The 26,897-nt window shown below is 68.8% G+C and carries 22 protein-coding genes, 2 tRNA genes and 1 other RNA gene; 13 read left to right on the plus strand and 12 right to left on the minus strand.

Annotated features, from left to right (window positions below; all coding sequences use genetic code 11):
* Positions 1-18: 18 nt before the first annotated feature.
* From modA to GGD82_RS21385, 3 genes are all read right to left on the minus strand, one after another.
* Complete coding sequence (modA, locus tag GGD82_RS07365) at positions 19-801, minus strand: molybdate ABC transporter substrate-binding protein (protein WP_150062127.1); 783 nt, start codon at positions 799-801, stop codon at positions 19-21.
* Positions 802-855: 54 nt separating this feature from the next.
* A complete protein-coding gene (locus GGD82_RS07370) occupies positions 856-1,659 on the minus strand; it encodes a TOBE domain-containing protein (RefSeq protein ID WP_150062128.1) in 804 nt (267 codons plus the stop codon).
* Positions 1,660-1,805: 146 nt separating this feature from the next.
* Positions 1,806-2,411, minus strand: a complete 606-nt coding sequence (locus GGD82_RS21385) for a hypothetical protein (protein ID WP_184013248.1) — start codon at positions 2,409-2,411, stop codon at positions 1,806-1,808.
* A gap of 198 nt (positions 2,412-2,609) precedes the next feature.
* Here GGD82_RS21385 and ffs point away from each other — a divergent pair.
* The 6 genes from ffs (at position 2,610) to GGD82_RS07405 (ending at position 9,379) form a co-directional block, all read left to right on the plus strand.
* Positions 2,610-2,706: signal recognition particle sRNA small type (gene ffs, locus GGD82_RS07380), an RNA gene on the plus strand.
* Between the two features lie 50 nt (positions 2,707-2,756).
* Positions 2,757-4,730 carry a DNA polymerase III subunit gamma/tau gene (locus GGD82_RS07385; RefSeq protein WP_150062130.1) on the plus strand — a complete coding sequence of 658 codons (1,974 nt, stop codon included), beginning with the start codon at positions 2,757-2,759 and terminating at the stop codon, positions 4,728-4,730.
* Positions 4,727-5,050, plus strand: coding sequence for a YbaB/EbfC family nucleoid-associated protein (locus tag GGD82_RS07390; RefSeq protein ID WP_150062131.1), 324 nt, complete (start codon positions 4,727-4,729; stop codon positions 5,048-5,050). Before GGD82_RS07385 ends, GGD82_RS07390 begins: the two co-directional genes overlap by 4 nt.
* A 37-nt stretch (positions 5,051-5,087) precedes the next feature.
* A complete protein-coding gene (recR, locus tag GGD82_RS07395) occupies positions 5,088-5,687 on the plus strand; it encodes a recombination mediator RecR (RefSeq protein ID WP_150062132.1) in 600 nt (199 codons plus the stop codon).
* A 130-nt stretch (positions 5,688-5,817) separates the two neighbouring features.
* A complete protein-coding gene (locus GGD82_RS07400) occupies positions 5,818-7,377 on the plus strand; it encodes an ArnT family glycosyltransferase (RefSeq protein ID WP_170284259.1) in 1,560 nt (519 codons plus the stop codon).
* Positions 7,378-7,405: 28 nt separating this feature from the next.
* Positions 7,406-9,379, plus strand: coding sequence for an ArnT family glycosyltransferase (locus tag GGD82_RS07405; RefSeq protein WP_170284260.1), 1,974 nt, complete (start codon positions 7,406-7,408; stop codon positions 9,377-9,379).
* Between the two features lie 21 nt (positions 9,380-9,400).
* Here the strand turns inward: GGD82_RS07405 and GGD82_RS07410 are convergent, their stop codons facing one another.
* A complete protein-coding gene (locus GGD82_RS07410) occupies positions 9,401-10,189 on the minus strand; it encodes a PleD family two-component system response regulator (RefSeq protein ID WP_150062134.1) in 789 nt (262 codons plus the stop codon).
* A 304-nt stretch (positions 10,190-10,493) separates the two neighbouring features.
* Here GGD82_RS07410 and lptG point away from each other — a divergent pair, with 304 nt between their 5' ends.
* The 3 genes from lptG to GGD82_RS07425 all read left to right on the plus strand — a co-directional run bounded on the left by lptG (position 10,494) and on the right by GGD82_RS07425 (position 13,816).
* Entirely contained in the window at positions 10,494-11,591 is a 1,098-nt protein-coding gene (lptG, locus tag GGD82_RS07415; protein ID WP_150062135.1) for an LPS export ABC transporter permease LptG, read from the plus strand.
* Positions 11,592-11,625: 34 nt separating this feature from the next.
* Positions 11,626-13,080, plus strand: coding sequence for a glycosyltransferase family 39 protein (locus GGD82_RS07420; protein ID WP_150062136.1), 1,455 nt, complete (start codon positions 11,626-11,628; stop codon positions 13,078-13,080).
* A gap of 61 nt (positions 13,081-13,141) precedes the next feature.
* A complete protein-coding gene (locus GGD82_RS07425; RefSeq protein WP_150062238.1) occupies positions 13,142-13,816 on the plus strand; it encodes a phosphatase PAP2 family protein in 675 nt (224 codons plus the stop codon).
* 63 nt (positions 13,817-13,879) lie between these two features.
* On the opposite strand, the gene GGD82_RS07430 is transcribed toward GGD82_RS07425, so the two are convergent.
* Both GGD82_RS07430 and lipB read right to left on the minus strand, forming a co-directional pair.
* Entirely contained in the window at positions 13,880-14,377 is a 498-nt protein-coding gene (locus tag GGD82_RS07430) for a chemotaxis protein CheW (protein WP_150062137.1), read from the minus strand.
* A gap of 87 nt (positions 14,378-14,464) precedes the next feature.
* Positions 14,465-15,193 carry a lipoyl(octanoyl) transferase LipB gene (gene lipB / locus GGD82_RS07435; RefSeq protein WP_150062138.1) on the minus strand — a complete coding sequence of 243 codons (729 nt, stop codon included), beginning with the start codon at positions 15,191-15,193 and terminating at the stop codon, positions 14,465-14,467.
* Positions 15,194-15,364: 171 nt separating this feature from the next.
* Here lipB and GGD82_RS07440 point away from each other — a divergent pair.
* Together GGD82_RS07440 and GGD82_RS07445 are read left to right on the plus strand one after the other, a co-directional pair.
* Positions 15,365-15,451 (plus strand) — tRNA-Leu (locus GGD82_RS07440).
* Positions 15,452-15,536: 85 nt separating this feature from the next.
* A tRNA-Pro gene (locus GGD82_RS07445) sits at positions 15,537-15,613 on the plus strand.
* Between the two features lie 118 nt (positions 15,614-15,731).
* Here GGD82_RS07445 and GGD82_RS07450 read toward each other — a convergent pair.
* The 6 genes from GGD82_RS07450 to uvrB form a co-directional block, all read right to left on the minus strand.
* Complete coding sequence (locus GGD82_RS07450) at positions 15,732-16,514, minus strand: SDR family NAD(P)-dependent oxidoreductase (RefSeq protein WP_246163832.1); 783 nt, start codon at positions 16,512-16,514, stop codon at positions 15,732-15,734.
* 445 nt (positions 16,515-16,959) lie between these two features.
* A complete protein-coding gene (locus tag GGD82_RS07455) occupies positions 16,960-17,907 on the minus strand; it encodes a PfkB family carbohydrate kinase (RefSeq protein WP_150062140.1) in 948 nt (315 codons plus the stop codon).
* Positions 17,897-19,375, minus strand: coding sequence for a purine-cytosine permease family protein (locus GGD82_RS07460; protein ID WP_150062141.1), 1,479 nt, complete (start codon positions 19,373-19,375; stop codon positions 17,897-17,899). The genes GGD82_RS07455 and GGD82_RS07460 overlap by 11 nt, the downstream gene beginning before the upstream one ends.
* Before the next feature lie 101 nt (positions 19,376-19,476).
* Positions 19,477-20,487 (minus strand): ADP-ribosylglycohydrolase family protein, encoded by a 1,011-nt coding sequence (locus tag GGD82_RS07465; protein WP_150062142.1) that lies wholly within the window; start codon positions 20,485-20,487, stop codon positions 19,477-19,479.
* On the minus strand, positions 20,484-21,200 hold the full coding sequence (locus tag GGD82_RS07470) for a GntR family transcriptional regulator (RefSeq protein WP_150062143.1): 717 nt from the start codon (positions 21,198-21,200) through the stop codon (positions 20,484-20,486). Before GGD82_RS07470 ends, GGD82_RS07465 begins: the two co-directional genes overlap by 4 nt.
* Positions 21,201-21,498: 298 nt before the next feature.
* Positions 21,499-23,697, minus strand: a complete 2,199-nt coding sequence (gene uvrB, locus GGD82_RS07475) for an excinuclease ABC subunit UvrB (RefSeq protein WP_150062144.1) — start codon at positions 23,695-23,697, stop codon at positions 21,499-21,501.
* Between the two features lie 222 nt (positions 23,698-23,919).
* Here uvrB and GGD82_RS07480 point away from each other — a divergent pair, with 222 nt between their 5' ends.
* Positions 23,920-24,573 (plus strand): FecR family protein, encoded by a 654-nt coding sequence (locus tag GGD82_RS07480; protein ID WP_170284261.1) that lies wholly within the window; start codon positions 23,920-23,922, stop codon positions 24,571-24,573.
* Between the two features lie 62 nt (positions 24,574-24,635).
* Positions 24,636-26,633, plus strand: coding sequence for a CHASE2 domain-containing protein (locus GGD82_RS07485; protein ID WP_150062146.1), 1,998 nt, complete (start codon positions 24,636-24,638; stop codon positions 26,631-26,633).
* Positions 26,634-26,897: the final 264 nt, after the last annotated feature.

Below are 26,897 nucleotides of genomic sequence, written 5' to 3' on the forward strand. Positions count from 1 at the left end.
TTTCGCTGTTCGTCCGGGTTAGCTGCCGCTCTGGCCGTAGCCGTAGCGATCCATGATGGCGGCCGCTTCGGGCCCGCGCAGGAAGTCCAGGAAGGCCGTCGCCGCGTCGTTCTCGGCCCCGCTCTTCAGCAGCACCGCGTCCTGGCGGATCGGCTCATAGAGGTCGGTCGGCACGACCCAGCGCGAGCCGTCGGAGTGGTCGGCCACCTGCGACAGCGCGACGAAGCCCAGTTGCGCGTTCCCCGTCGCCACGAACTGGAACGTCTGCGCGATGTTATCACCCTGCACAAGCTTTGGCGCGAGGGTGTCATACACGCCCAGCGCCGTCATGGCCTGAATGGAGGCGGTGCCGTAGGGCGCGGTGACCGGGTTGGCGATGGCCAGCTTGTCGAAGGCGTCGGGGGTGCTCAGGACCGCGCCGGCCTCGTCCACCAGCGTGGGATCGGTGCTGTACAGCACGATGCGGCCGAGCGCGTAGGTGAAGCGGCTTCCCTCGACCGCCAGCCCCTCGGCCTCGGCCTTTTCCGGGCGGGCGGTGTCGGCGGCTAGGAAGGCGTCGAACGGGGCGCCGTTGGCGATCTGGGTGTAGAGCTTGCCGGTGGAGCCGAAGCTGAAGGTCACCGTGTGCTCGGTCGAGTCGGCGAAGGCGGCGCCGATGTCCTTGGCGGCGGCCGTAAAGTTGGCGGCCACGGCGACCAGGGTCTCGCCGGCCTGCGCGGCCGGGGTCAGGCCGAGGGTCAGAACGACGGCGGTCGCGACCGGGAGTATCCGGCGCGTCAGGGAGAGGGGCGTGCGGAGCATGGGCGTGGGTCCTTGTTGCGAGCGTTGAGGCGATGGACGGTGTGCCCGGGGCTCTCAGGGCACGGCGATGATGACGTGGGAGGCTTTGAACAGCGCGCAGGCGCGCGACCCGACGGCAAGGCCCAGCTCATCGGCGCTGTCCTTGGTCACGATGGCGGCCAGGGTCTTGCCGTCGCCGATATCCAGGATGATCTCGGTGCTGACCGCGCCGTCTTCGTGCGCGATCACGGTCCCGCACAGACGGTTGCGGGCAGAGGTCCGGCCGATCTCGTCCTCGGGCGTCAGCAGGATGAACGTGGATTTGATGAGCGCCATGGCCTGGGTGCCGGGCGTCAGCTCCAGATCGAGCACGCTCTTATGGGTGACGATCGCCGTGATGGTCTGGGATTCGCCGAGGCGCAGGATCACCTCGTCGTTGACAGCGCCGGTGTGGATGGTTTCGACCGTTCCGGTCAGCACATTGCGGGCGCTTGTGCGCATGGTGAGACCTTTCAGAATGTCCGCGAGGGAAACGTTGTCGTTGCGGGAGAGTTGGCGTTCCAGGGCGAAGGCCACGCGGTCGAGTTCACTCTGCACGCTGTGGAACGCCTCGATGATGGCGGTCCCGGCGGGCGTGACATGGGCCCGGCCGCCGTGACGCCCGCCGCTCTGGGTGTCGACCACCGGCCGGTCGCAGAGGTTGTTGAGGGCGGCGATTCCGTCCCACGCCGCCTTGTAACTCAGGCCGACGGCGCGCCCCGCCGCCGAGATCGACCCGTGGTCGCGCACGGCCTCCAGCAGGCGGATGCGGTTGGCGCCGATCTGTCCGGTCGAGCCCTTGCGCAGGGACAACAGGGCGTGGAGGGCGGCATCGGTCATGGCGGCGGGGTCCCGTGGTTCGGGTCCGGCGGCACGATGCGGCGCCGGACACCGTTATGTAGCTAGACTACATGACGAGAGGCACGCAAGGGTAAAGTTCGCCGCGAGCCACGGGGAATCCGGTCGGAGTCGGGACGCGGCGTGCTTTACGGCGATCCCGTGTCGAACCCCAGCCAGCCCGTTATGGCCACGCGGGTGGCCTGCGCCAGCGCCGTGACCGTCGGCCAACTGAGCGCCAGGATCAGGCCCAGGACGATCAGTTGGACCAGCATCACAAGCCAGACCAACCGCCGCAGGCGCCGAACCCGCTGTTCCAACGCCACCGGGCGGAGGTGCTCGGCCGATTCGCCGAGTGCGGCCTTCACGCGGTCGAAAAAGCCGATCGACAGATAGGTTTCGAGGGTGCGGACCGACTGGGAGAGGCTCTCCAGCGTGGCCGGGCCGGACGACCCCGTGTCGTCGGGCGACGGGTCGATCGCCTCTCGCAGGGCGCGCACCTCCTGCCGCAGGGCGGTGACCGCCTCTAGAGTGGCATCGCGGGCGGCTCGGCCCGGCACCGGTGGCCGCGTTTGCGGGCGTTGTGGCGCCGTGGCGGCGCCTTGGCCGGGTTGGGGGCCGGGTTGGGGGCCGGGCAACGGACCAGGCAACGGACTGGGGGCGCCGCTCGCGTCGCCGAGGGTGACGTTCACCGATCCAGGGCTGGAGGGCGGCGGCGGGGCATCGGAGGCGGGGGGGCGCGGCGGCTCGGTCATGACGTCAGACTCACCCTACTGTGCTGTATCCGGGCTGTGCGGCATCCGGGATCCGGCCCGGGCGTCCATCAGAAGGCGATTCCGGGGACGATCATCGGCCAATGCGGGCTCCGTGGAAAGGGAGCCGTTGCCTCCGATCATGTCACAACGGAGACAGGGCTTGCACCGCCGGGGCCCCCCTTTCTATAGTGTCGCCCGGAAGGCTGGCGGTGGACGGGCTCCTCGCCAACCCGGTCAGGTCCGGAAGGAAGCAGCCGTAACGAGTTTCGGTCCGGGTCGCCGTTCAGTCTTCCACCCTGTTTCCGGCCCGCGCACGGCGCGGCGCCCACCAGTTTGCGCCGCCTGATGACCGAGCCCCCCGCCGAGGCCCCGACCGACGCGCCCCCCTCCCTGTCGGGGGCCGACTCGCCGGACGGACAGACCGCCGCCTACCGGGTTCTCGCGCGCAAATACCGCCCGCTCGCCTTCGATCAGCTGATCGGCCAGGACGCCCTGGTCCGCACCCTGACCAATGCGGTCAAGGGCGGCCGGCTGGCGCAAGCCTATATGCTTACCGGCGTGCGCGGCGTGGGCAAGACGACGACGGCGCGGTTGATCGCCCGCGCGCTCAATTGCATCGGGCCGGACGGCACCGGCGGCGTGACCATCGCGCCCTGCGGCGTGTGCAGCGCCTGCACCGCCATCATGGCCGACCGGCATGTCGATGTGATGGAGATGGACGCCGCCAGCCGGACCGGCGTCAACGACATCCGCGAAATCCTGGACGGCGTGCGCTACCGGCCGACCTCGGCCCGGTACAAGGTCTACATCATCGACGAAGTGCACATGCTCTCCAACCAGGCCTTCAACGCGCTGTTGAAGACGCTGGAGGAGCCGCCGGAGCATGTGAAGTTCATCTTTGCCACAACCGAGATCCGCAAGGTTCCGGTCACGGTGCTGTCGCGCTGCCAGCGGTTCGACCTGCGGCGGGTGGAACAGCCGGTGCTGGCCGCGCACTTCGCCCGCATCGCGGAGCGCGAGGGCAGCCGCGTGGAGGAGGGCGCGCTGGCCCTGATTGCCCGCGCGGCCGACGGCTCTGTGCGTGACGGGCTGTCGTTGCTCGATCAGGCGATTGCGCATGGGGATGGCACGGTCACGGAAGAGCAGGTCCGCGACATGCTGGGGCTCGCGGACCGGACTGTGGTGTTCGATCTGTTCGAGGCGGTGATGAAGGGCGACGTCGCCCAGGCCCTCGATATCGTGGCCGCGCAATACGCCCTGGGCGCCGATCCCCTGGTGGTGGTGCAGGATCTGCTGGAACTGACGCACTGGCTGACCCGGCTGAAGGCGGTCAAGGGCGGCGAGGACGATCCCACCGTGCCGGAGGCGGAGCGCACCCGGGGCCGAGAGATGAGCGGCACGCTCTCCATGGCCTCGCTGACGCGCGCGTGGCAGATGCTGCTGAAGGGGCTGGGCGAGGCGCGCATGGCGCCGGACCCCCTCCAGGCCGTGGAGATGGCGCTGATTCGGCTGGCCTACGCCGCCGATCTGCCACCGCCGGGCGACGTGGTCGCGCGCCTCGGGCGGGGCGGCGCCGGCGCGGGCGCAAATGGCGGCGGGGCTGGTGCCCCGTCTGGCGGAGGGGCGCCTGCGGGCGCGCCGACGGGCGGGCCCGGGTCCGGAGGTGGTGGCGGTTTGCGGGCCGTTGCGGGCTCGCGGCATGGGACGGAGGCGCCTGACGCCGGCCGCTCGGCGCCCGAGGCCCAGACCCAATCCGCGCCCCAGGCTCAGATCCAGTCCCAGCCCCAGCCAAGCGACACCGCGCTGCCTATGCCGACCACGTTCAAGGCCGTGGCGGAGCTGGCCCGCAGTCGGCGCGAGGCCCGTATTGCCAAGCATCTGACGCATGATGTCCACCTCGTGGCGTTCGAACCGGGGCGAATCGAGTTCAATCCCGGGCCCGAGGCGCCACGCGATCTGGCCGGGCGCCTGGGCGCCGCGCTTCAGGACTGGACGGGGCGACGCTGGGTCGTCATGGTCTCCGACCGTCCGGGGGCGGAGACCCTGCATGACCAGCTTCAGGCGGACGTGCTGGCGGACCCCCTGGTGCAGGCTGTGCTGGAGCTGTATCCAGAGGCGCGTATCGGTTCGGTTCGGGAACGCGCTGGGGACGCGACGGCGCCGGTGGACACGGGGGCTGCGGCGGTGCTGCCGGGCGGGGACGACGACGATGTGGGGGCCGGCGATGCTGGCCCCGACGGAACCTTTTTCATTATGTCCGACGACGAGTCGCCGGCGTTCGGCGGCTTTGGGGATGGCTTTGGAGACGACGACACATGAAAAACCTCGGCAACCTGATGAAACAGGCCCAGGACATGCAAAAGAAAATGGGGGAGATGCAGGCGAAGATGCAGGAGATGGAAATCTCCGGCAGCGCTGGCGGCGGCATGGTCGAGGTTATTATTAACGGTAAGGGCGAAATGCGCCGTCTGACCATCGACAAATCCATCGTCGATCCCGAGGACAAGGAAATGATCGAGGACCTCGTGGTCGCCGCCTTCAACGACGCCAAGGCAAAGGCCGAGCAGGCGATGCAGGAGCAGATGCAGGAAATCACCGGCGGCCTGAAGCTGCCGCCCGGCATGAACCTGCCGTTCTGATCCGGGTGAACCGGATCAAGACCCGACAGGGGCGGTCATGACGGGTCCCGAGATTGAGCGTTTGATGACGCTGCTGGCGCGCCTGCCGGGCCTGGGGCCACGGTCGGCGCGTCGCGTGGCGCTGCACCTGATCCAGAAGCGCGAGGCGGTGATGGCGCCCTTGATCGGCGCCCTGTCGGACGTGGCGGACCGTGTCCGCCCCTGCGGCGTGTGCGGGAATTTCGATACCCACGACCCCTGCGGTGTGTGCCAGGACCCGCGACGGGACGAGACGGTTATGTGTGTCGTCGAGGATGTCGCCGATCTGTGGGCGATGGAGCGGGCCGGCGCCTTCTCCGGCCGCTATCACGTCTTGGGGGGGGTGCTGTCCGCGCTGGAAGGCGTCGGGCCGGATGACCTGAATCTGCCGGCGCTCGAGGCGCGGTGTACGGCCGGGCGCATCCGAGAGGTGGTGCTCGCGCTCGGCGCCACCGTGGACGGGCAGACCACGGCCCATGTCATCGCCGACCGGTTGGGCGAGGCCGCGCCCGGCATCACGGTGTCCTCGCTAGGCCAGGGCGTGCCCGTGGGCGGGGAACTCGACTTCCTGGACGACGGCACCATCGGGGCCGCGCTGCGGGCACGCCGGCCCGTCTAAGACGGCCGGTGTAAGACGGGGGCCCCGCTCCGTTTTGATGTGGACGCCGTGCCCGGTGCCCGGTACCGTCGCGGCCATATGGGGCCGCGTTTCCAGCGGATCCCGTCGTGTTCCAGCGGCGAGAGAACGGATGAACGCACAGGCACCCGATGCACGCTCGGTCCGTGGTCCGGTGCTGGATGTCATCCTGATTCTTGCGGTCGTCGTGGCGCTGCGCTTGCCGGCGTTCGGCCTGTCGGTGATCGATTGGGACGAGTCGATCTACGCGCTCGTGGCGCGCTCCATTCTGGAGGGGCTGTGGCCGTTCCAGGGTGTGTTCGACCATAAACCGGCGGCCCTTTACGAGCTGTTCGCGCTGGCCTTCTGGATCGGGGGCGACCGGCCGGCGGTGACGCATGCGGTTGGTCTTGTCGCCGTCGCGGTGACGGCGCTCGGGATGTACCACATTCTCACCCGGCCGTTCGGGTTGGCGCGTCGCGGTGCCGTGACCCTGACCCTCTGCTACGTGGTGGCGATCGGCGGGCTTGGCGGCCTGGCGTCGAACACCGAGGTGATCGTCAACGCCTACGCCGTGATTTGGACGGCGGCGGCCCTGGCCGGGGTCCGGCGCGGATACGTTGCGCCGGTCGTGACGGGGTTCGCCATGGCGGCCGCGTTCCACACCAATTACCTGACCGGCGTGCTGATGGTGGGATTCGCCGTCGGGTTCCTGGCCTACAGCCTCATGCGGGCCGAGGCGGGGCTGGCCGCCGCCCTCCGGCGCTACACGGTGTTCGGCACGCTGGCGCTGGCGGCGTTCCTCGCCGGGTCGGCCCTGATTCTGGCGCCGATCGCGATCTATGCCGATGTCGGCCAGTACTGGCAGGAGCAGTGGGCCTACCTGACCCGGTATGCGCCGTCGTCGGCCTCCATCGGCGCGTTGCTCTCGGGCCTCGAGCAGACCGCGATCATCACGCTCCTGGGCGTGCTGACGGTGGCGCTGCTCGGCCTGGCGATGGCGCGCGGCGAGGCTGGGCGGCGCGAGGCCGCCCCCGTGGTGTTCGGCCTGTGCATGCTGGCGGCGGGCATGGCCGCCTATGTGGCTACGTGGCGGTTCTTCCCTCATTATCTGATTTATGCCGTGCTGTTCGGGATGCTGACCCTGGGCAGCGCGGTGGCGATGGTCCGGCCGACGCGGGATGCTGCGGCCCTGGTGCTGGTCGCCGTGGCGGCGGTGTCCCTGCATGTCGGCGCCGGCGCCGTCTACACCTACGGGCGCGTGGCGGTGAACGCCGTGTTGATGGCGCACGGGAAACCGCCGGTGCGCGATCCTGCGCGCGTGGTCGCCGCCGCCGCGTCCCCGTACTTCGAGGCTGATCAACGCCTGTACGTTCTGCTGGCCGAGCCGGTCCTGTATCAGCTTCTGGATGGGACGCCGGCCACGCGCTACGCGTTCTACCGCCATCATGCCGTGCCCGAACTCACGGCGGTCACCGGCGTGGATACCGGCGAGGAGATTGACCGAATCTTCAGTACGCCGCCGGCCATGGTCATCCTCGGCGCCTGCGATCCGGCGGCCGGATGCGAGGTGCGGCCCGAGGATTATGCCTCCGTGCTGGAAAAGTTGCGGTCTCTTGGGTATGACCGCGTACAGACCGTTCTGTCCGGAACCCGCGACGAAACGACGATCTACGTCCGCCCGGGCTCCTGAACTCCCCACGTCCCGAGGCGTTCCATCCATGTCCAGTACAGCCGCCCCGTCCGTGACGACCGGGATGCCGGGTCGCACCCATGCCTTTTGGCGCTGGCTCGATCCGGGCGACCCAGCGCGGGCCACGCTGATCCTGATTCTCGTGACGGCCGTGATCCGGCTCGGCTTGGCCGTTCTGATGGATTTCGGCAACGGCGAGTCCTACTACCTCGCCGGCACTCGCGTGCCGCATCTGAGCTATTTCGATCAGCCGCCGTTGGCGCTCTGGCTGGGGTGGGCCATGCTGGCGCTGACGGGGAGCGACGATCCGGCGATCATTCGCCTGCCGTTCATCGTGCTGTTCGCTGGTACGACCTGGATGCTGTTCACCCTGACCCGGCGCCTGTATTCGCCGCGTGCCGGGTTCTATGCCGCGCTTCTGTTGAACGTTTCGGCCGTGTTCACCGTCAGCGTCGGCGGCTGGTTCCAGCCCGACGGGCCGCTGATGCTGTTCTGGCTGGTGACCGCCTGGGCGTTGGTGCGGGTCATGCTGCCGGAACCCGGGACAATGGGCCCGGCGCGCATCTGGGGCTGGTGGCTGTTCATCGGGATCAGCCTGGGCCTGACCGTTCTGTCGAAGTACCACGCCGCGTTTCTGATCGCGGGGGCCGGGCTGTTTGCGCTGACGCGGCGCGACCAGTGGCGCTGGGTCTCGCACCCCGCGCCCTACGTGGCGATGCTCGTGGCGTTCGTCGTGGCCTCGCCCGTCCTGATCTGGAACCTGCAAAACGACTGGGTGTCGTTTGCCTTTCAGGGCGGCCGGTCGGTGGAAAGCGCCGGCCTGCGGCCCGAGTGGCTGTTGCGCAGTGTCCTCGGCCAGATGACCTGGCTTCTGCCTTGGGTCTGGCTGCCCATGATCTGGGTGTTCGCCCGGGCGCTCATCGCCGGGCCGTCGGCGCGGGAGGACTGGTTCCTCGCCTGCGTGGCCCTCGGCCCCATCGCGTTTTTCACCATCGTGGCCCTGTGGGCGCCGCTGGGGTTCCATTTCCACTGGCAGGCGCCGGGCTATCTGATGCTGTTCCCGCTGCTGGGGCGTTTCGCGGCGAATGGCGTCACGCAGCGCCCGAGACTGACGCGGGGCTGGCTCGGGACCTCCGTCACCGTGACGACCGTGGTGATCGCCGTCCTGGCGAGCCATATCGCCACCAACTGGATCGCCCACGTGATGCCCCTGGAGAAAGACCCCACGCTGGAGGCGCTGGAGTGGCGCGACCAGCGGGATGATCTCCGCGCGCGTGGCCTCCTCGGGCAGCCCCGGACCTTCGCCGCCGCGACCCACTGGGTGGAGGGCGGCAAGGTCGACAGCGCGGTCGGCGGTGCCATGCCGGTGGTCGTTCTGTCCGATGATCCGCGAAACCTTGCCTTCACGCTGGATCTGACGACGGTCGAGGGCTGGGACGTCCTGATGATGGGCACCGACCACCGCCTCAAGGATCCGGCGGCGCGGTTCAGTCAGACGATCCGGGGTGGCGTCGAGTTGGTGGATCGGTTCGACCTGACCCGGGGTGGGGACGTTGTCCTGCGGGACGTCGGGGTGTTCCTGGCCCATAATTTCTCGGTTCGCCATCGAATTGAATTCGATGGTACGGACCCCGACAGCTACTTCGGCGAGGGCTGGGGCGCGTTTGAAGGCGGACCGGGCGCGCGCGCCATCGACGCCGAGGCCGCCACGCTTCACTTCGATATCGAACCCCGCGTCCGCTACGGGCACCTTGTGCTCCGGGCGCGGTCCTCAGGTGGGCAGCAGACGTTGCGGGTTGCGTGGGAGGGACAGCCGGTAGGGCGCCTCGTTCTGCCGGAGGATGGGTCCGCCGTCGATCTGGTCGTGCCGGTGCCTGGGGACCGCCGCGTGGGGCGATGGCAGGGTACGCTGACGCTGACGCCGGAGCGGCCGGGCGTGACCGTCGAACGGGTGACGCTGGACCCGGTTTCGTCCCCGCACCCCACCGGCGCGGGGAGATGACCGCCAGCGGGATGCGCAGCCTTAAAGGATGTCGAACCGTGACAGCGCCTGCGCCAGATCGTCCCCGAAGCTGGGGCCCTTCTTGAGCAGGCCGGCGCGGGGCGGCAGGTCGCGCAGGGCGGGGTGCCCCATTTCGTAGCTCGTCAGCAAGGCGAACGGAATATCGCGGGTGTGGGGCATGGCCGCGAACGCACAGGCCAGATCAACCCCGGTCATTTCGCCGATCTCCTGGCCGGCGATGATCAGGTCCGGCCGGGTCCGGAACACCTGTTCGAATGCGTCGAACGGAACGCGCACGCAGGTGCTGCGCAGGCCGCAGGCGGCCAACTCGCGCTCGATCAGGTGCGCGCCGACCCGGTCGCGCAGGATCAGAAGAACCTCGACCGGGCGCGGAATCACCACCTCGAAATCAATGTCGAACGTGCGCTTCAGCGGCAGTTCGCGAACCATTCTCGCGGTCGCGTCGGCGCCGTCCAGGTGACCGTCCAAGGCGTCTTCCAGCCGGCTGGCGAAGGCCTCGATATCGGACAGCGTGGCCTCGGTCAGGGTCTCCAGCGGGCCGACGTATTCGTCCAAGCGCCGCAGCACGAGCCGTACCGTCGGCAGCACGCCGGTCGGGGCCTGGGCGTTGAGCGTGCGTACGGCAGCGCGCAAGCCGACCACGGCGGCCTCGGGTTCGGTCGCGCCGGCCCGCAGGTTGCTCGCGATGACCGCGACGGTGTCGATCGCCTGAAGAACGTCCTCGCGAAACTCGGCTTCGATCTCGCGTTCGATCTCGTCGGCGTTCGGGACCATGTTGGGGGTCGACATGACACGCGTTCCTTTGAGACGGTGGCGTTCGCGCGTGGACGCTATACCGGTTCCGACTGTAACGCCACCGCCAGATGCCGAAAAGCCCGCGCCGAAAAACCCTGGGGGCCGACCGGGGGGCTGTCCGGTGGCAACAGGGGGGCCGTTGGCAACAGGGGGGCGCCGGGTGTAAGACCGGGACACGATGATCTGAAAGGCTGGGCGCGTCCCGACATCTGGCGCGCACGCCCCGAGAACAGCCGCGCGCCGACGGACCGGGCGTGGGTGGCATGGTGTCCGATGTTCAACGCATGAGTCTCGCGGCGTGCAACCGACCCTCATAAAATATGTCGCCCGGCATTTTCTGGTCGCGCTCGGCGTGACCCTTCTGGCGGCATCGGGCCTGATCCTGCTGTTCGACGTCATCGAGCTGCTGCGCCAGACGTCCCGCATTCCCGAGGCAACCCTGAGTCTGGTGGTCGGGATGGGCCTTCTGCGCCTGCCGCTCGTATTGCAGGCTGGATTGCCGTTCGCCTTTCTGGCCGCCGCGCTGATTACGTTCTGGCGGCTGGCCCGGTCCAGCGAACTCATCATCATCCGGGCTGCGGGGGTCTCCGTTTGGCAGGTCCTTGTCCCGCTGTTCGCGCTGGTGCTGGGGCTGGGTGTCGTGAACGTCGGGGTCGGCAACCCGATCGCGGCGGCCTTGTTCACGCAGTTCGAGCGCCTGGCGCACGAGGTCGGGATCGGCGGGGACAATCCGTTCTCGCTGTCGCGCGGCGGCATGTGGCTGCGCGAGCCCACGGAGAATGGCTTCACCATCGTGCACGCCCGCGACGCCCGGCAGGAGAATCGGGTGCTGTATTTGGCGGACGTGATGATCCTGGAGATGGGGCCGGACGACATACCGACCTGGCGGGCCGACGCGGCGCACGCCCGGTTGTCCAATCAGGCCTTCGTGCTGGCGGACGTCACCGTGTCGGTGCCGGGGCGCGCCCCGGAGCACCACGACACGCTGTCGGTCGAGACGTCCCTGTCACTGCCCAAGATTCAGGAGAATTTCGCGGCGCCGGAGTCCATGTCGTTCTGGGAACTGCCGGATTTCATCGCGTTTTTTGAATCGGCCGGCTTTTCCGCGAACGCCCACCGCATGCACTGGCATGCGCTGATCGCGTCGCCCGCCATGCTCTGTGCCATGGTCCTGCTGGCGGCCGTGTTCGGCTTCAACTCCAGTCAGCGCCAGGGAGCATGGCTGGCGCGCGTGGTCGGCTGCGTCGTCACCGGATTCGTCGTCTACTTTTTTTCCCAGGTGACCTATACCCTCGGGCAGTCGCAGACCCTGCCGGTGGTGCTTGCGGCCTGGGCACCGACCCTGGTCAGCGGCCTTCTCGGCACGGCCCTGCTGTTTCACCTGGAGGATGGCTGAGGCCATCTGGTCCTGAACCTGCTGCGGAGTCCGGATGAGCGATCGTTCCCTGTCGGCGCGCTCCAGCGTTTTCGCCCCGATGGGCGCCGTCCTGTGCGGTCCCTGGGGGGTGGCCCTGCTGGTGTTCCTGGTCACGGCCGGCCGACTGGCCCTGTTGTCGAGCCCGCTCGCGCCGCCGGTGACTCCGGGGGAGGCGGACCTGTGGGTTCAGGGCCGGGCCGGCGCGGCGCTCTGGCCGGAAACCGGGCCGCTGCTGCCCTGGCTGCTGAGCCTTCTGTCGGACACGTGCGGGGCCGATGCGCCATGCCTGCGGTTGGTGGGACCGGTGACGCATGGCGCGGCCATGTGGTTCCTGTACCGCCTCGGGACGCGCCTGTTCGATGCTCCCACCGGATTCTGGTGCGCGGTCCTGTACGCGACGATGCCGTTGGTGCTGGCGGGGGGACTTGTGGTCGGTCCGATGGCCCTGTTGATGCCGGTCTGGACGGTCGCGCTCCTGGCTCTGGCGCGGACACACGTCGCGCGCAGTCGGTTCGATTGGGTCGTGCTGGGGGCCTGCGTGGCGCTCGGTCTGGTGATCCATCCGGTGATGAGCCTGTTCGTGCCGCTGGCCGTGCTGTACTTGGCGATGTCGCCGGAACACGCTGGGCTGTGGCGGCGCCCGGGCCCCTATGTGGCGCTGCTGATCGGTTTGGCCGGCCTGTTGCCGGCCCTGATGCGAGCGGCCAGCGATCAGTGGGCGGGGGTGTATCAGCTTGTGGAGGCGATCACCGCGCCGGTCGCGGACCCGGCGGCCCTGTGGCCGACGGTTGCGCTTGGCATCGTCCTGGGCGGCCCGGTCGTCGCCGGGGTGCTGGCCGTGCTTCTGCTCCGCACACCGTTGTTGATGCGGGATGGCGCCTGGGCGGACTACCGGGTGCGGCTGCTGATGATCTTCTCGGTGCCGGTGCTGGCGGCGACCCTGTGGCTGACGCTGCTGTTGAAGGACGACGTCATGCTGACGGCGCCGGCCGTGCCCGCCGCCGTGGCGATGGTGTGCGGCTGGCTGCTGGTGCAGGGCCGGGGGGCGTGGCTGGTGTTGGCCGCCGGGATCAATATGGCCCTGTGCGCGGCGCTGCTCACGGGGCCCGACACCGCGCGCCGTTTCGGCTGGGTGCCGCCGGCCGTGCTGGATCCCGAGGTGGGCGGGCGCGGTTTCGAGGCCGCCGGGTCCTGGCTGCGCACGCTGGCGGAGGCCTATCCCGACGCGCCCCTGGCGGTGGCGGGGGAGGACGCCCCGCTGCTGGCCTATCACGCGGCGGTACGAGGGCTGAGCCCGCGCGTGCTGGGCACGGGACCGCGCGAGGATCGTGGGGCGTTCCAGGGGCTGCTGGTCATGCCAGCGGCTCTGGCGGAGGCCGGCGAGACCGGGGCGACCATTCGGGCGCGGTTGACGGTCACGCTGCCGGATGGTCGGGTGCGGGCCTGGGCGGCGGCAATGGTGCCGTGATGTCGTCAGGCCGGATGGGACGCGACGGGCGGTGTGCCCCAAGGACGAGGGTATCGTGACCATGCACAGTTGGGATGTCGCCCCCTGGGACGGGTGGCGCTGCCGGGCCTTGCTGGCGGTGACGCTGCTGCTGGTGGCGTTGCCGCAGATCGACCTGGGGGTCAGCGGGCTGTTCTACGACTCGGAGACGGGCCTCTTTACGGCCGAAGGCCCCGTGCTCGACCTGATCCGCAAGGGCGTGCCGCCGTTCCTGTACGGGGCGCTGCTCTTCACCGTCGTTCTGTGGCTGGGGGACCGGCTCGTGCCCGGCCCGCGCCTGAACGGCCCGAGCGGGCGGCAGGTGCTGTTCCTGGTGCTCAGCCTGGCGATTGGTCCGGGGCTGATCGTCAACGGCATTCTCAAGGAGTGGTGGGGCCGCGCCCGGCCGAGCGACATCGTGCCGTTCGGGGGCGACGCGCTGTTCTCCCCCGCCTGGATGATGTCGGACCAGTGCCTGACGAACTGCGCATTCGTCTCGGGCCACGCGGCCATGGGCTTCTGGGTGGTGGCCTTCGCCCTTTTGGCGCCCCGCAACCTGCGGCCCTGGGCGGTGGCGGCGGCGTTGCTGTTCGGCGTGATCGTCGGGGGCGCCCGCATTGTCGTGGGCGGGCACTTCCTATCGGACACGCTGTTCGCGGGCCTGATCACGATCGGCGTGACGGTGTGGCTGCACCGCGCCCTGTTCCTGGATCCTTAGGGGACGTGGGCGATAGGGCGTCAGGTGCCGAAGGGCGGACCGAATGACGCCCCGCGCGTCCGCTTACTCGAAGCTTAGGAATGCGTCCACGTCCATGACCACCAGAAGCTCGCCGTCCAGCCGCACCACACCGAGCGAGACGGCGCGCCAGCGCGAGTCCAGCGTGGAGGGATTCGGCTCGATCGCATCCATCGACAGGCTGAGCACATTGCCGACGGAATCGACCATCAGGCTGTACAGCTCATTGCCTTCCTCGACGGTCACGCACATGACCTTCTTCTGATCCTTGGGCTTCGGCAGGCCGAGCCGCTTGCGGACCTCGATCACGGTGACGATTCGGCCGCGAAGATTGATGGCCCCCGCGATCTCGTTGGGCGCCAGCGGAATGCGGGCGACCTTTTCCGGGATCAGGATGTCCTGAACCCGCTCGACGGGGATGCCGAACAACTGCCCGTGGACATAGATCGTCACGAACACCTGTTCCGAGGAGACCGTCGCGACGGCCCCGCCCGTATGCGTTGTCACAGACCGTTCCTGTGACACGGAGGCAAGCTGGTTCATCGCCGACTCATCCAACCCGTGCGGCTCCCCGACGGAGCCGCTCCAACGCGCCCAACTGTGCGCGCCCGCTCCCGTCTCTGTCAAGATTCAGGGGCTGTTCGGCGCCGGTCCCTGGGCCGGTTCCTGCGATTGGGGAGCGCCGAACACTGTTGGAAACGTGGCCTGCAAGGCGTCATCGACCGCGGCCATGCTGACGTCGCGGCCCAAGGCCCGCAGGCTCGTTACGCCATGGTTGCGAATGCCGCAGGGCACGATACCGCTGTAGTGGCTCAGGTCGGGCTCGACGTTCAGGGCCACGCCGTGGAACGTCACCCAGCGCCGCACCCGCACGCCGATGGCGGCGATCTTGTCCTCGCGCCCGTCCGCGCGCACGACCCAGAGGCCCACCCGGCCCTCCCGGCGCTCGGCAGTCACGTCGAACCGGGCGAGGGTGCGGATGAGCCACGTTTCCAGCCGATGCACATGGGCACGCACATCTCGGTCCCGGGCCGCCAGATCCAGCAGCACATAGGCCACGCGCTGTCCCGGCCCATGGTAGGTGTACTGGCCGCCGCGCCCGGCGGTGTAGACCGGAAACCGGTCGGCGCTGACGAGGTCCGCGGGTTTGGCGCTGGTGCCGGCGGTGTAGAGCGGCGGGTGCTCCAGCAGCCACACCAGCTCCCGCGCGTTGTCCGCACGGATGGCCGCCGCCCGGGCCTCCATCGTCGCCAGAGCCTCGGGGTAGGGGACCAGACCGTCGCTGATGCGCCAGTCCGGGGCGGGCCGGCCGGTCTCGGGTGTGCCGGTAAGCTGTGCGGGAGAGAGGGACCGTGTCATGTGCCGTTCGGAGGGTCAGGGGTGAGCCTGTCCGACGTAAGCCGGCCGGCCCTTCGCGGCAAGAGGGGACACGAGGCGCGATTGGGATGCGCAAGGTTCTTGATGCGCCCGAAGCTTTCTGATACCTCCTCTCTTCCGCGCCGGGGAGAACCGGTGCGGTCCCCCGAATGTGCGGTCGTGGCGGAATTGGTAGACGCGCAGCGTTGAGGTCGCTGTCCCGGAAACGGGGTGGAAGTTCGAGTCTTCTCGACCGCACCATTCGAAGAGACGGCGCTGGCCGGACCCATCCGGCGAGCGTGGGTAAGACGACGGAAGACCGTGCCCCGCTGGCGGGGTCCGATATCGGAGAGTGGCGCAGTCTGGTAGCGCACTTGACTGGGGGTCAAGGGGTCGTGGGTTCGAATCCCGCCTCTCCGACCAAGCAAAATCAAAGACTTAGAGACTAAAAAGGGCGCCTCTCGGGGCGCCCTTTTCGTTATGGGCTGTGTCCGAGATGGACGCCGGGAGCGGACATGTCCGGGAGGACGAGGGAGCGCGCTTACCCGCCCTTGCGCGGCAGGCGCCGGGTCAGCCGGTCGGTCATGGCGTCCGGCAGCGCGCTGGCCAGCCAGGCGCCGAACGCCAACGGTCGGGGAAAGGCGATGCGGCCCCTGTTGCGCGCCAGACCGCGCTGGATGATCCGAACCGCCCGGTCGGCGTCCATCAGGAACGGCATGGGGAACCGGTTGACGGCGGTCATGGGGGTGCGGACATAGCCGGGGCAGATGACCGAGACCCGCACGCCGTCGGCGGCCAGCCAGCCGCGCAGCGATTCGCCCCAGACCTTCACCGCCGCTTTGCTGGCGCAGTAGGCCGGGGCGCCGGGGAAGCCCCGGAAGCCCGCCAGCGACGCCATCAGGGCAATCTGGCCCCGACCGCGCCGTCGGAAGGCGGGCAACACCGGCTGCACGGTGTTCAACACGCCGGCCAGATTCACGGCGAAGATGTCCCGAGTCTGCTCCTCCGGCTCTTCGCCCCCGCCGGTGCCGGCGGAGATGCCGGCGTTGGCGATGACCAGATCGAGCGGCGCGGCGGTGTCGGCGGCGCGCACCCAGGCTGCCGTGGCCTCCCGGTCGGTGACGTCGAGCACGGTTGCCTCGACCGCCGCACCGGCCCGCCGGCACCGCGCGGCCACCGTCTCCAGCCGTGCGGCGTTGCGCGCGGACAGCACCAGCGAGACGCCGCGCGCGGCGTATCCCTCGGCCAGGGCGGCGCCGAGGCCGCTGGAGGCGCCGGTGATCAAAATGCGGGTTGGCGGCGGCGGGCGATGGAGGCGGAACACGGCGGTCTCCCCTATGGATCCGACACGCGGGGCCCACATAAAAAAGGACCCGCTGCGAAGGTCAGCGGGTCCTAGGCGTTACCAGCATATGACGAAACATCAAAGATGAAACGGCATTCACCCTGTTGTGTGGCGCTTTGTCCCCCGACTGCCCCCCAGTCGGCTGCCCACGACGTGAACGGTACAGTTTTAGCTGAATTCCGGCAATTCTGATAAACGTTATATGACGTTTGGCTGAAAACACTGTGCAGAACTCCGGTCCCCTCGGCCCAAAAGGTCCGATTTTCCTGCGCGAATCTCTAGGTTTCTTGGTAAATTATTCAGGCATCCCCGTCCTGGGCGTGGTGGGGTCTCGACGGGCCACGAACCACGCCGCAGGTCGTCCCCGGTCCGATCGGGACACGACTCGCCGTCGCGCCCCGGTCTGGATCCCGGGTGATGGGGCCTATCCGCGCGGTTCGGCGAGAAAGGCGTCGATCTCGGCCCCGGTGGGGGCGGTGGCGGGACCGTAGCGCGTCACCGCGATGGCGGCGGCGGCATTGGCGCGATGGGCGGCTTCCCGCGTGTCGAGACCCGCGGCCAAGCCCGCGACGAACACCCCGGTGTGCGCATCGCCCGCGCCGTTGGTGTCCACGACCGTGATGGGAAAGCCGTCCGCGTGGATGGTGGTCTCGTCGCGGTCGCGGCACCAGCAGCCGTTGGCCCCGTCCCGCAGTAGAACGCGGCTAGACGGCGCCAACCGTGCGGCCAGAACGGCCATGGCCTGGACCATGTCCTCCGTGCCGGCGGCGCGCGCCGCCTCCTCGCGATTGCCGCTCCACAGGGTGACGCGGCCCAGAAGCGCGGCAAGGCCCGGATCGTCGTCGCACGGCAGTGGTCCGGGATCGAACACCAGCTCGACTCCCTCCGGGAGCGCCAGGAGCCAGGGTTCCAGAACCGCCCGCTTGCGGGCGTGAAACAGGCTGTAACCGCTCAGGCAGACGAAATCCCCGGCCTGGGGCGCGATCCGCGTCAGGTCCTCGGGCGCTTGCTCGCATTCGGCTCCAACGTAGGAAATGAAGGTCCGCTCTCCGGTTGCGTCGGTCAGCGCCACGCAACAGCCGGTGTCCGTGCCCGGGACGGGCGCGCCGCCGAACGCGATTCCTTCGTCTTGAAGGCCGCGTCGCGCCATCTCGCCGAAGCGGCCCTCGCCGTGGCATCCCAAATAATGCACCGGCATGCCGCTGCGTCGGGCGGCGGCCATGACGTTGAAGCCGCCGCCGACCTCGAACCGGGCTTGGTGGGTGAGGATGTCTCCCCCCGGTGGGGGGAGCGCATCGATGACCATGGCCAGGTCAATGACCACCTGACCGGTGTACAGCATCCGTCCGGACGCGGAGGGGTTAGCGGGCATTCCCGGCCTCCTTCGCCTCCAGCGCGGCCTTGGTTCCCTTGCGGGCGCCGCCCAGGATGCCGTAGATGCCGGCCGACAGCAGGAACGTGGCCACCCAGCCCAGGCCGTTCTCGCCGATCCAGGTCGCCGCCAGCGGGCCGTTGAACCACACGTCGTCGGCCGTGGTGCCGATGGTGGTGAAGCTCAGGCCCGCGACGATCGCGAACGCCCAGGCGCCGACGGCGCGCCACTCAAAGCCGCCCGCGTACCAGTACGGGCTGGTGCGCCCCGTGTTCAGCAGGCCGTCCGGGTCGTAGTAGGTGCGACCGAACAGATCGACGATGAAGATCCCGACCCACGCGGTAATGGGCACGGCCAGCAGCGAGATGAACGTGATGAACGGGCCATAGAAGCTGTTGGCGATCAGCATGAAGTAGATCGAGCCGATCGTGATGACGACGATGTCCACGCCCACCGCCTGGTAGCGCTTGGCCTTCAGGCCGAGGGTCAGGGTGGTCAGGCCCGCCGAGTAGACGGACAGATAGTTGCACAGCAGCAGGCCGCCGAACGCCGCGATCAGGTAGGGCACCGCCATCCAGGCCGGCAGCAACTCGCGAATGGCCGCGATGGGGTCGGTGGCGGAGGCCAAGCTGTTGTCGCCGACGGACAGCAGACCGCCCAGGGTGATCAGCAGCACCAGCGGGATCCCGGCGCCAAGGGCGGCCGAGGCGACCAGATGCGATCCCTTCACCTTAGAGGCCTGATAGCGGGACATATCGGCCCCGGCGTTGGCCCAGCCGATGCCGGTTCCGGCGGCGATGGTGCCGATACCGATCAACAGGGCGGACAGCGGCGCGGGCTCGGCGTCGAACACGGCTGTCCAGTTGATGTGGCTGATCAGGAATGCGCCGATCACCAGATTCAGGGCCCCGAAGACCCAGGTCGCCCACTTCTGGGTGACCAGCAGGGTTGCGTGTCCCAGGCCCGACACCACCATGGTCAACAACACGAAGATGATGATGCCGATCACCGTCAGAACCGGGACCTCCTTGGCCGCGACAGGCGCGCCGATGGCCAGGGAATAGAGCGACAGCAGGACATAGACCGCCGTTGTCGTGTTGACGGTCTCCCATCCCAATCGCGAGAGCAGGGACACCAGGGTGGGGCCGATGTTGCCGCGCGCGCCGAAGATGGCGCGGGACAGAGTCAGGCTGGGCGCGCGTCCGCGCCGCCCGGCGATGGAAATGATGCCGACGATGGCGAAAGAGCCGATGGACCCGATGGCGGCCGCGAGAACGGCTTGCCAGATGTTGAGCTGTTTGAAGGCCACCAGCGTTGCGCCCAGGGGCAGGCCGAGGATGCTGATGTTGGCAGCGAACCAAACCCAGAACAATTGCAGGGGGCGGCCGTGGCATTCGGCGTCCGGGACCGGCTCGATCCCGCGTGTTTCCAGCTTGCCGACGCCAGTCTCTGTGCTGTTTTCAGTCATGATTGGACTCGTTCCTCAAGAGCATGCCCACTCAGCCGGCATGCGGTGTCCCGTGTTCGGGTGGTCTTCTTGGGTTGGTGTGAACGGGGGATCCGTTGGACTCAGGGGGTGGGATGGCGGCGCAGGGTCAGCAGCCGATCCACCAAGGGGTCCAAATCCAACCGGTTGACGGTCCGAAGGCGTGCACGCATCGCTTCGGGCCAGATGTCCACGCCGCCCACCGCGCCCAGCATGGCGCCCAGGATGGCGGCGATGGTGTCGGTGTCGCCGCCGAGGCTCGCCGCCATGCACACGGCCGTCAGCGGGTCGGTCTTCTGGGCGGCGACGCCGTGCGCCAGCCCAAAGGCGGCGATCACGGATTCCTGAGAGGCGGTCGAGGTCCCCACCAGGTCGCAGAGCTGGTCGGGAAGGTCGTCCGGGGCCGTCTGCGCGGCCAGCGTCCGTACCCAGCGCAGGAGCGCCGGGATGCGCGCGCCGGCGATCCAATTGCCGTGCACCTCGCCGGCCTCGGCGAACTGTGCGCCGATCTCCAGGGCCTCGGGCAGGGGGGCGCCGTTCAGGCCGGCGGAGACGACCGCCGCGACGGCCGCCGCGCTGGAAATGCCGATGGTGGTGTTGTGGGTGACCTGGCAGGCGTCGATGACGCCGCGCAGGAAGCGGTCCGGGTCCGCGATATCGAAGGCGATGCCGATGGGCGCGATCCGCATGGCCGCGCCGTTGGTGGTGCCGTACTTCCCGGACTCCTCCGGCGTGGCGCCGTCGGCGATCATCTGCAGGGCGCGGGTGGTGGAGGGCCCCAGCAGGTCCAGCGACCCTTTCGCGCGCATGGTCGCTTCCCAGGTGGTCAGGCGCTGGGCCAGATCCTTCGGATCAATGCGGCCGTTGCCGTCCAGCAGGGCCTCAGCCACCAGGATGGCCTGTTCGGTGTCGTCGGTGATGCTGCCCGCGGGCATGTTTGCCGCGATGGGGTGATCGGGATCGGCGTCCTCGAACCGTGTGATCCGACCAAACCGATCCTTGATCTGGTTCCGGCTGAGGAGCTGCGTGGGCATGCCCAGCGCGTCCCCCAGGGCGACCCCGTAAAAGGCGCCCAGGGCAGCGGATTTCATCATGGTGGTGGAGCTCCAAACGTTAAGTGCATTCGGAAGTGCGCGGGGTCGAGCAGGCTGTCCACCCGCTCGACGAAGCGATTTTTCGGGTCTCGGGTGACGCGAACCGGGGCGAGGAACACGGTGCCCTCGGCCCGGCCCAGGGTCTGGGCCTCGCGGGCGTCCAGCGGGCGGCAGCCGACCCACTGGTCGCCGTGGGTGCCGATGAAGCCGCAGGCGGCCAGCGAGGCGGTCACGGACCCGTCGACAAGGCCGGTGTCCGGCAGGCGCTCCAGGCCGTCGCAGGCGGGCACCAACGCGCATTCCAGTGAGACGGCGACACCGGTGTCGGTGATGCGGCGGCGTTCGATGCGGACGTAGTCCGTATGCCCGTGGTCGTCGTGCAGGTCGGGGCGATGGACCAGGGCCAGATCCAGCAGCTCCGTGGTGACCGAGAAGCCGGACGCCGCCAGGGCGCGCGCCCATCCGAGATGGTGGTCGAGGGGCTGACCATCGTAGGTCACGATGCTGCCGACGCCCGATTGGGTCGCGATGTAGTTTTGACGCTTCAGCTCGGCGAGGGCTTCCCGCAAGGTTCCCCGGCTGACCGCGAACTCCTCCGCCAGCCTGTGTTCGCCCGGGAGCACGCTGCCTTTGCGCCACTGACCACGTTCAATGCGCTGCATCAACCGTTTGATAACACGGCCTTTTTTATCAAATCGGACCTGTCTAATCATGTACAACCTTTATCGCGAAAGACCGACATGGTCAAGACATGAGCATCGCCTGCCCAAAAGGCGGGCGGGGCGGTGCGGTCGCCGGGTGGCCGGATCGGGTGCAACGGCGGGAGGCGGGGGAGGCCGGGGTGGCTGTCCGCGCGGCCGCGCGCGACCGACCGGCCTCCCCATTGCGGCGGTGGGGCGTTTTGGGCGGGCGTTTCGCTGGCCGGTCCGACGAGTCTGAACGGCGTTTATGTGGGGCGATCTTTTGGGGGGCGATCTTTGGGGAGGGAGCGCGTTTCTACGGGGACCGCGCTCAGCGGGCCGGACGCCCGGTCTTCACCGGCCCCTTGGTGCGCCGCTTTTTCGGGGCGCCGCCGCCGCCACCACCCGCGCGCTTCTTGTCCGCCTCGGCGCGCCGGACGGAGGCGAGCAGCGGGTTGGCGTCGGACGCGTCTCCGGCGCCGGCCACACCCAGTTCCATCGCCTCCAGGCGCTGAATCTCGTCGCGCAGCCGGGCGGCCTCCTCGAACTCCAGGTCGGCGGCGGCGGCCCGCATGCGCTTGTCCAGGTCGGCGATATGGTTGCGCAGGTTGTGGCCGATCAGGTGTTGTTCCTCGGCCATGCCGGCCTGGACGGTGACGTAATCTTTTTCGTGCACACTCTCCAGCACATCGGAGATGCGCGCCCGCACGCTGGCCGGCGTGATGCCGTGTTCGGCGTTGTAGGCCTGCTGTTTCTCGCGCCGCCGGTTGGTCTCGTCGATGGCGTATTGCAGGCTGTCCGTGATGGTGTCGGCATACAGCAGCACCCGGCCGTCCACGTTGCGCGCCGCGCGGCCGATGGTCTGGATCAGCGAGGTCTTGGAGCGCAGGAAGCCCTCCTTGTCCGCATCCAGAATGGCGACCAGGGCGCACTCGGGGATATCCAGGCCCTCGCGCAGGAGGTTGATGCCCACCAGGACGTCGAAGGCGCCGATGCGCAGGTCGCGGATGATCTCGATTCGCTCCAGGGTATCGACATCGGAGTGCATGTAGCGCACCCGGATGCCCTGCTCGGCCAGATACTCCGTCAGGTCCTCCGCCATGCGTTTGGTTAGCGTGGTGACCAGCACGCGCTGGCCCTTGGCGGCGCACTGGCGGACCTCGGCCAGCAGGTCGTCCACCTGATGCTCGACCGGGCGGATGATGCAGACCGGGTCAATCAGGCCGGTGGGGCGGATGACCTGTTCGGCGAACACGCCGCCCGTGCGCTCCAGTTCCCACGGGCCGGGCGTGGCGGAGACAAAGACCGACTGGGGCCGCATGGCGTCCCATTCCTCGAACTTCAGCGGCCGGTTGTCGGTGCAGGAGGGCAGGCGGAACCCGAACTCCGCCAGGGTGCTCTTGCGCTGGTAGTCGCCCTTGAACATGCCGCCGACCTGCGGAACCGTGACGTGGCTTTCGTCCACGAACAGCAGCGCATCTTCCGGCAGATATTCAAACAGCGTCGGCGGTGGCGCGCCGGGCGGCCGGCCGGTCAGGTGGCGGCTGTAATTCTCGATGCTTTTGCAGTGCCCGGTGGTCTCGATCATCTCCAAGTCGAAGGTGGTGCGCTGTTCCAGGCGCTGCGCCTCCAGCAGCTTGCCGGCGCTGTTGAGCGCCGCCAGTTGCTCCTTTAACTCCGCCTTGATGGTCTTGACTGCTTGCGACAGGGCCGGACGCGGGGTCACGTGGTGGCTGGCCGGATAGACCGTGATCTCGCCAAACTCTCCGGTGCGGGCGCCGGTGAGGGGATCGAACTCGGCGATGTCCTCGACCTCCTCGCCGAACAGGGAGATCCGCCACGCGCGGTCCTCGTAGTGCGCCGGAAAGATCTCGATGACGTCGCCCCGGGCCCGGAAGGTGCCGCGCGTGAACGCGATGTCGTTGCGCGTGTATTGCAGCTCGACCAGCCCTTTGAGCAGCGTGTCCCGGTCGATCTCCTGGCCCTTTTTCACGGAGATCACCATGCGGGAGTACGATTCGACCGCGCCGATACCGTAGATGCAGGAGACCGAGGCCACGATGATGACGTCCCGCCGCTCCAGCAACGCCCGGGTGGCGGCGTGGCGCATGCGGTCGATCTGCTCGTTGATGCTGGAGTCTTTTTCGATATAGGTGTCGGTCTTCGGGACGTAGGCTTCCGGCTGGTAATAGTCGTAGTACGAGACGAAGTATTCCACCGCGTTGTCGGGAAAGAACTGCTTCATCTCCCCGTACAACTGTGCGGCCAGGGTCTTGTTCGGCGCCATGATGAGGGCCGGACGGCCCGCCGCCTCGATCACCTTCGCCATGGTGAAGGTCTTGCCGGACCCTGTAACGCCCAGCAGAACCTGATCGCGTTCGGCGTCGGCGACGCCGCCCGATAGCTCGCGAATGGCCGTCGGCTGGTCGCCGGCGGGCACGTACTCCGAGGCCAGGCGGAACTCGGCGCGCGGCCCGGCGGGCTGGCGCTCATACAGGGGCAGCAGAAGGGGGGCGGCGGTCGTGGTCATGAGGAGAACATAGGCGGACCAGAGCGCGCGGCCAAGGGGCCGAGCAAGGGGAGGGTGGGGCCGCGCACTTCGTTCAGAACCTGTTTCGGTGTAAAAATGGAGTTGCGAGAGTCCCGTGTCCGGGATCGGGTGTCCGGGAACGGGGGTCCGGGCACGAGGGGCCGGGACGGCCTCGCGGGAAAACCATGTGAGGGGGGACTGCTTATGTCACGATGCGTGCGTATGTCACGATGCGTGCGGATGCTGACCGGGGCGGGTTTGGCTGTGCTGATGCTGCTGGCTGTGGCGCTGCTTGTCCCGTCGCCGTCGCGGGCGGAGGAAAGCCCGGCCGGCCATGTCACGGCGGTCGAGGGAAACGTCGCCATCCTTCGGGACGGCGAGTCGCATCCCGCGACGGTGGAGGAACCCTTGCGCGTTGGCGATCAGGTCGTGACGGGCGAGGCCGGCACGGTCGTGATCGCGCTGCGGGGCGGCGGCACCCTGACCGCCGGCCCGAGCAGCCGGTTCGACGTTTCGGAGTATTCCCGCGACGGCGGCGACGACCGGGGATTCTTCGAGATGCTGGTGGGCATCGTCCGCGCCAGCCTGGCCCCGGATCACCCCTGGGACCAGTTCGAGGTGCGGGGCCGCACGGCTGTCGCCTCGGCGCGCGGCACCGATTTCGTGGTGGAGGCGACGGCCCTCAACACCGCCGTTCTGACGGTCACGGGCCGGGTCGACGTCGCCTCGACCGCGCCCGGTGCGTCCGGTGACGAGGTGGTGATCCTGGAGGCCGGGGAGGGGACCGACGTGGCGCGCGGCGCCGCGCCGACCCCGCCCGCGATGTGGGGCGAGGCGCGGGTGCGTGACGTCTTGGCCCGGACGACTCTGCGCTGAGCCGGGTCCTGAGCGGGTCGCGCACCCGCGGCAGAGGCGGCCGGTGGTGGCTGCCCACGCTGATGGTTGCGGCGCTCACCCTGGCCACGCTGGTCCTCTACGTGGCCGGCCGAGACACGCGCCTGCCGGCGGAGCTGGAACTGCTCACGTTGGACGCGCGGCTCCGCTTGCGGGGTCCAGAGGCGCCGAGTGGGGCGGTCGTGCTGGTTCTGGCGGATGATCGCACGTTGGCCGCATTGGGTGGTGGGACCGTGTCGCGGGCGCATCTTGCCCAGGCGGTTGCCGCGCTGGATGCCCTGGGTGCGCGCGCCATCGCCCTGAACCTGCTGTTGGAGGGCGCGGCTGAGGGCGTGGCCCCGGGCGCGGCGGAGGCTTTGCGGGCCGTGGCCGATCGCCTGGAGGGGATCGCGCCCCACGAGGCTGCCGTGATGCGATCGGTATTGGGCGAGGACGGGAAGACGCGGGCACTGGCCGAGGCGATCACGGCAGCGCGCGCGCCGGTAGTGCTGCCGTTCGGGGTCGTCACGTCGACCTCGGCGCTCGGTGCGCCGGGCGCGGGCACCGATGTGCCGGGACTCCCCGCGCATGCATTTCGTGTGGTGTTGCGCGCGTCCGGGTCCGGCGCGGGCACGGAGGCCGACGCGGTGCAGGCGCCGTCACCGGCCCTGCTCGCGGCGGCGGACGCGGTGGGGCATGCCCGCCTGATTCTCGATGTGGACGGGGCGTTGCGCCATCACGATCCCGTGGTCAGTGTCGGGGGCCGGGACTATCCCTCTCTCGCGCTTCAGGCGGCGCGCGTGGCCCTGGGCATTTCGCCGGACGACCTGGCGGTGTCCCTCGGCGCCTGGGTGCGGTTGGGGGATCGGGTCGTGCCGCTGGATCGGGCCGGGCGGATCGCGGTGGACCCCTACGGCCCGGCGGGCAGCCTGCCGAGCGTGTCGCTGATCGATGTGCTGGAGGGCACGGTGCCCCCGGGTGTGATCCGCGATCGGCTGGTGCTGGTGGGCGGCAGCGCGTCCGGCTTCGGCGCGCGCTTTCCCTCGCCGTTCGCCGCCAACCTGACGGCGGCGGAACACGTCGGCACGATGATCGACAACATCCTGAGCGGCCGTGTGCTGCGCCGGGGGGACGCCGCGGTTCCCGCCGACGTGGCGGCCATTCTGCTGGGTGCGGGCCTGACGGGCGCGGCCGCGCTGGCGCTGCCCTACGGCACGGCGGCGCTGGTGGCGGTGGCCCTCGCGGGCTTGTGGGCCGGCGTGACCGTCTGGGCGCTGACGGCTCTTGGCCTGTGGCTGAACATCGTGTTTCCGGTGGGCGGGATCGTGGCGGTCTTTGTGCCCTGTGCCCTGTGGCGCCGCATTCGGGAGCAGCGGCGGCGCCGCCAGATGGAACGCCAGCGCGACAACCTGTCCCGTTATGTCTCCCCCGCCATGGTCGAGTCTCTGGCCAACCGGGACGCCCCGTTCGCCGGCGACCGCATGATCGATGCCGCCGTGCTGTTCGTGGACATGCGCGAGAGCACGCGCATCTGCGACGGCCTCGACCCCCGGGAGGCCATGGACCTGCTGCGCGCGTTCCTGTCGGTGGTCGAGCGGTGTGTGTTCGATCACGACGGGGTGCTGGACCGCTTCCAGGGGGATGGGGCCATGGCCAGTTTCGGCCCGCCCGAGCCGACCCCGGACTACGCCCTGAACGCATTGCGTGCCGCCCGGTGCCTGGCCGAGTCCGTCGCGGCCTGGAGCGCCACTCGGGAGGCCGACGGGCACCCGCCGATCCGGATCGGCGTGGGGGTGCATTGCGGCCGCGTGCTGATGGGCGAGCTGGGCGGAGAGCGTCAGTTCGCCTTCACCCTGTCCGGCGAGACCGTCGCCATCGCCAGCCGGCTGGAGGGCATGACCAAAACAGAGGGCTGCGTGATCCTCGTGTCGGAGGATCTGCTCGCTGCCGCCCGGCCGGTTGCGTCGGCCGAGGAGCCGGTGCTCGCCGCGTTTCACCCCCTGGGGCAGCGCACCGTGCGGGGGCGCTCCGCGCCGCTCGATGTGTGGGCCTGGCCAGGTTAAATCGTGTGAGGCTATCCTGTATAAATCACCAGACGCTTTTAGAATAGGATGTGGGTTCACAGGGTATTGTAAATATATGTCGTTGCGGAGTCGGCTTGACGTCGGTGAGGGAAATCAAAAATTGAATAAATATAAAAGCCGTGTGCGACCTAATACTTTTGACCAGGGATATATGCCGAAAGTATGGCTGCCTTTGTAAGGTACCCTTTTGCGTTTACTGCGCCGCAAAAAATATGCTCCGGTATCCGCCTAGGTTGGGAGGAC

The sequence above is a fragment of the Roseospira marina genome, from assembly GCF_014197855.1.
Classification (GTDB): Bacteria; Pseudomonadota; Alphaproteobacteria; order Rhodospirillales; family Rhodospirillaceae; genus Rhodospira; species Rhodospira marina.

Bases quoted from the DNA above. Each gene is read 5' to 3' on its own strand.
- modA (WP_150062127.1), bottom strand. From the start codon at position 801: ATGCTCCGCACGCCCCTCTCCCTGACGCGCCGGATACTCCCGGTCGCG.
- GGD82_RS07370 (WP_150062128.1), bottom strand. From the start codon at position 1,659: ATGACCGATGCCGCCCTCCACGCCCTGTTGTCCCTGCGCAAGGGCTCG.
- GGD82_RS21385 (WP_184013248.1), bottom strand. From the start codon at position 2,411: ATGACCGAGCCGCCGCGCCCCCCCGCCTCCGATGCCCCGCCGCCGCCC.
- GGD82_RS07385 (WP_150062130.1), top strand. From the start codon at position 2,757: ATGACCGAGCCCCCCGCCGAGGCCCCGACCGACGCGCCCCCCTCCCTG.
- GGD82_RS07390 (WP_150062131.1), top strand. From the start codon at position 4,727: ATGAAAAACCTCGGCAACCTGATGAAACAGGCCCAGGACATGCAAAAG.
- recR (WP_150062132.1), top strand. From the start codon at position 5,088: ATGACGGGTCCCGAGATTGAGCGTTTGATGACGCTGCTGGCGCGCCTG.
- GGD82_RS07400 (WP_170284259.1), top strand. From the start codon at position 5,818: ATGAACGCACAGGCACCCGATGCACGCTCGGTCCGTGGTCCGGTGCTG.
- GGD82_RS07405 (WP_170284260.1), top strand. From the start codon at position 7,406: ATGTCCAGTACAGCCGCCCCGTCCGTGACGACCGGGATGCCGGGTCGC.
- GGD82_RS07410 (WP_150062134.1), bottom strand. From the start codon at position 10,189: ATGTCGACCCCCAACATGGTCCCGAACGCCGACGAGATCGAACGCGAG.
- GGD82_RS07420 (WP_150062136.1), top strand. From the start codon at position 11,626: ATGAGCGATCGTTCCCTGTCGGCGCGCTCCAGCGTTTTCGCCCCGATG.
- GGD82_RS07425 (WP_150062238.1), top strand. From the start codon at position 13,142: ATGCACAGTTGGGATGTCGCCCCCTGGGACGGGTGGCGCTGCCGGGCC.
- GGD82_RS07430 (WP_150062137.1), bottom strand. From the start codon at position 14,377: ATGAACCAGCTTGCCTCCGTGTCACAGGAACGGTCTGTGACAACGCAT.
- lipB (WP_150062138.1), bottom strand. From the start codon at position 15,193: ATGACACGGTCCCTCTCTCCCGCACAGCTTACCGGCACACCCGAGACC.
- GGD82_RS07455 (WP_150062140.1), bottom strand. From the start codon at position 17,907: ATGCCCGCTAACCCCTCCGCGTCCGGACGGATGCTGTACACCGGTCAG.
- GGD82_RS07460 (WP_150062141.1), bottom strand. From the start codon at position 19,375: ATGACTGAAAACAGCACAGAGACTGGCGTCGGCAAGCTGGAAACACGC.
- GGD82_RS07465 (WP_150062142.1), bottom strand. From the start codon at position 20,487: ATGATGAAATCCGCTGCCCTGGGCGCCTTTTACGGGGTCGCCCTGGGG.
- GGD82_RS07470 (WP_150062143.1), bottom strand. From the start codon at position 21,200: ATGATTAGACAGGTCCGATTTGATAAAAAAGGCCGTGTTATCAAACGG.
- uvrB (WP_150062144.1), bottom strand. From the start codon at position 23,697: ATGACCACGACCGCCGCCCCCCTTCTGCTGCCCCTGTATGAGCGCCAG.
- GGD82_RS07480 (WP_170284261.1), top strand. From the start codon at position 23,920: ATGTCACGATGCGTGCGGATGCTGACCGGGGCGGGTTTGGCTGTGCTG.
- GGD82_RS07485 (WP_150062146.1), top strand. From the start codon at position 24,636: ATGGTTGCGGCGCTCACCCTGGCCACGCTGGTCCTCTACGTGGCCGGC.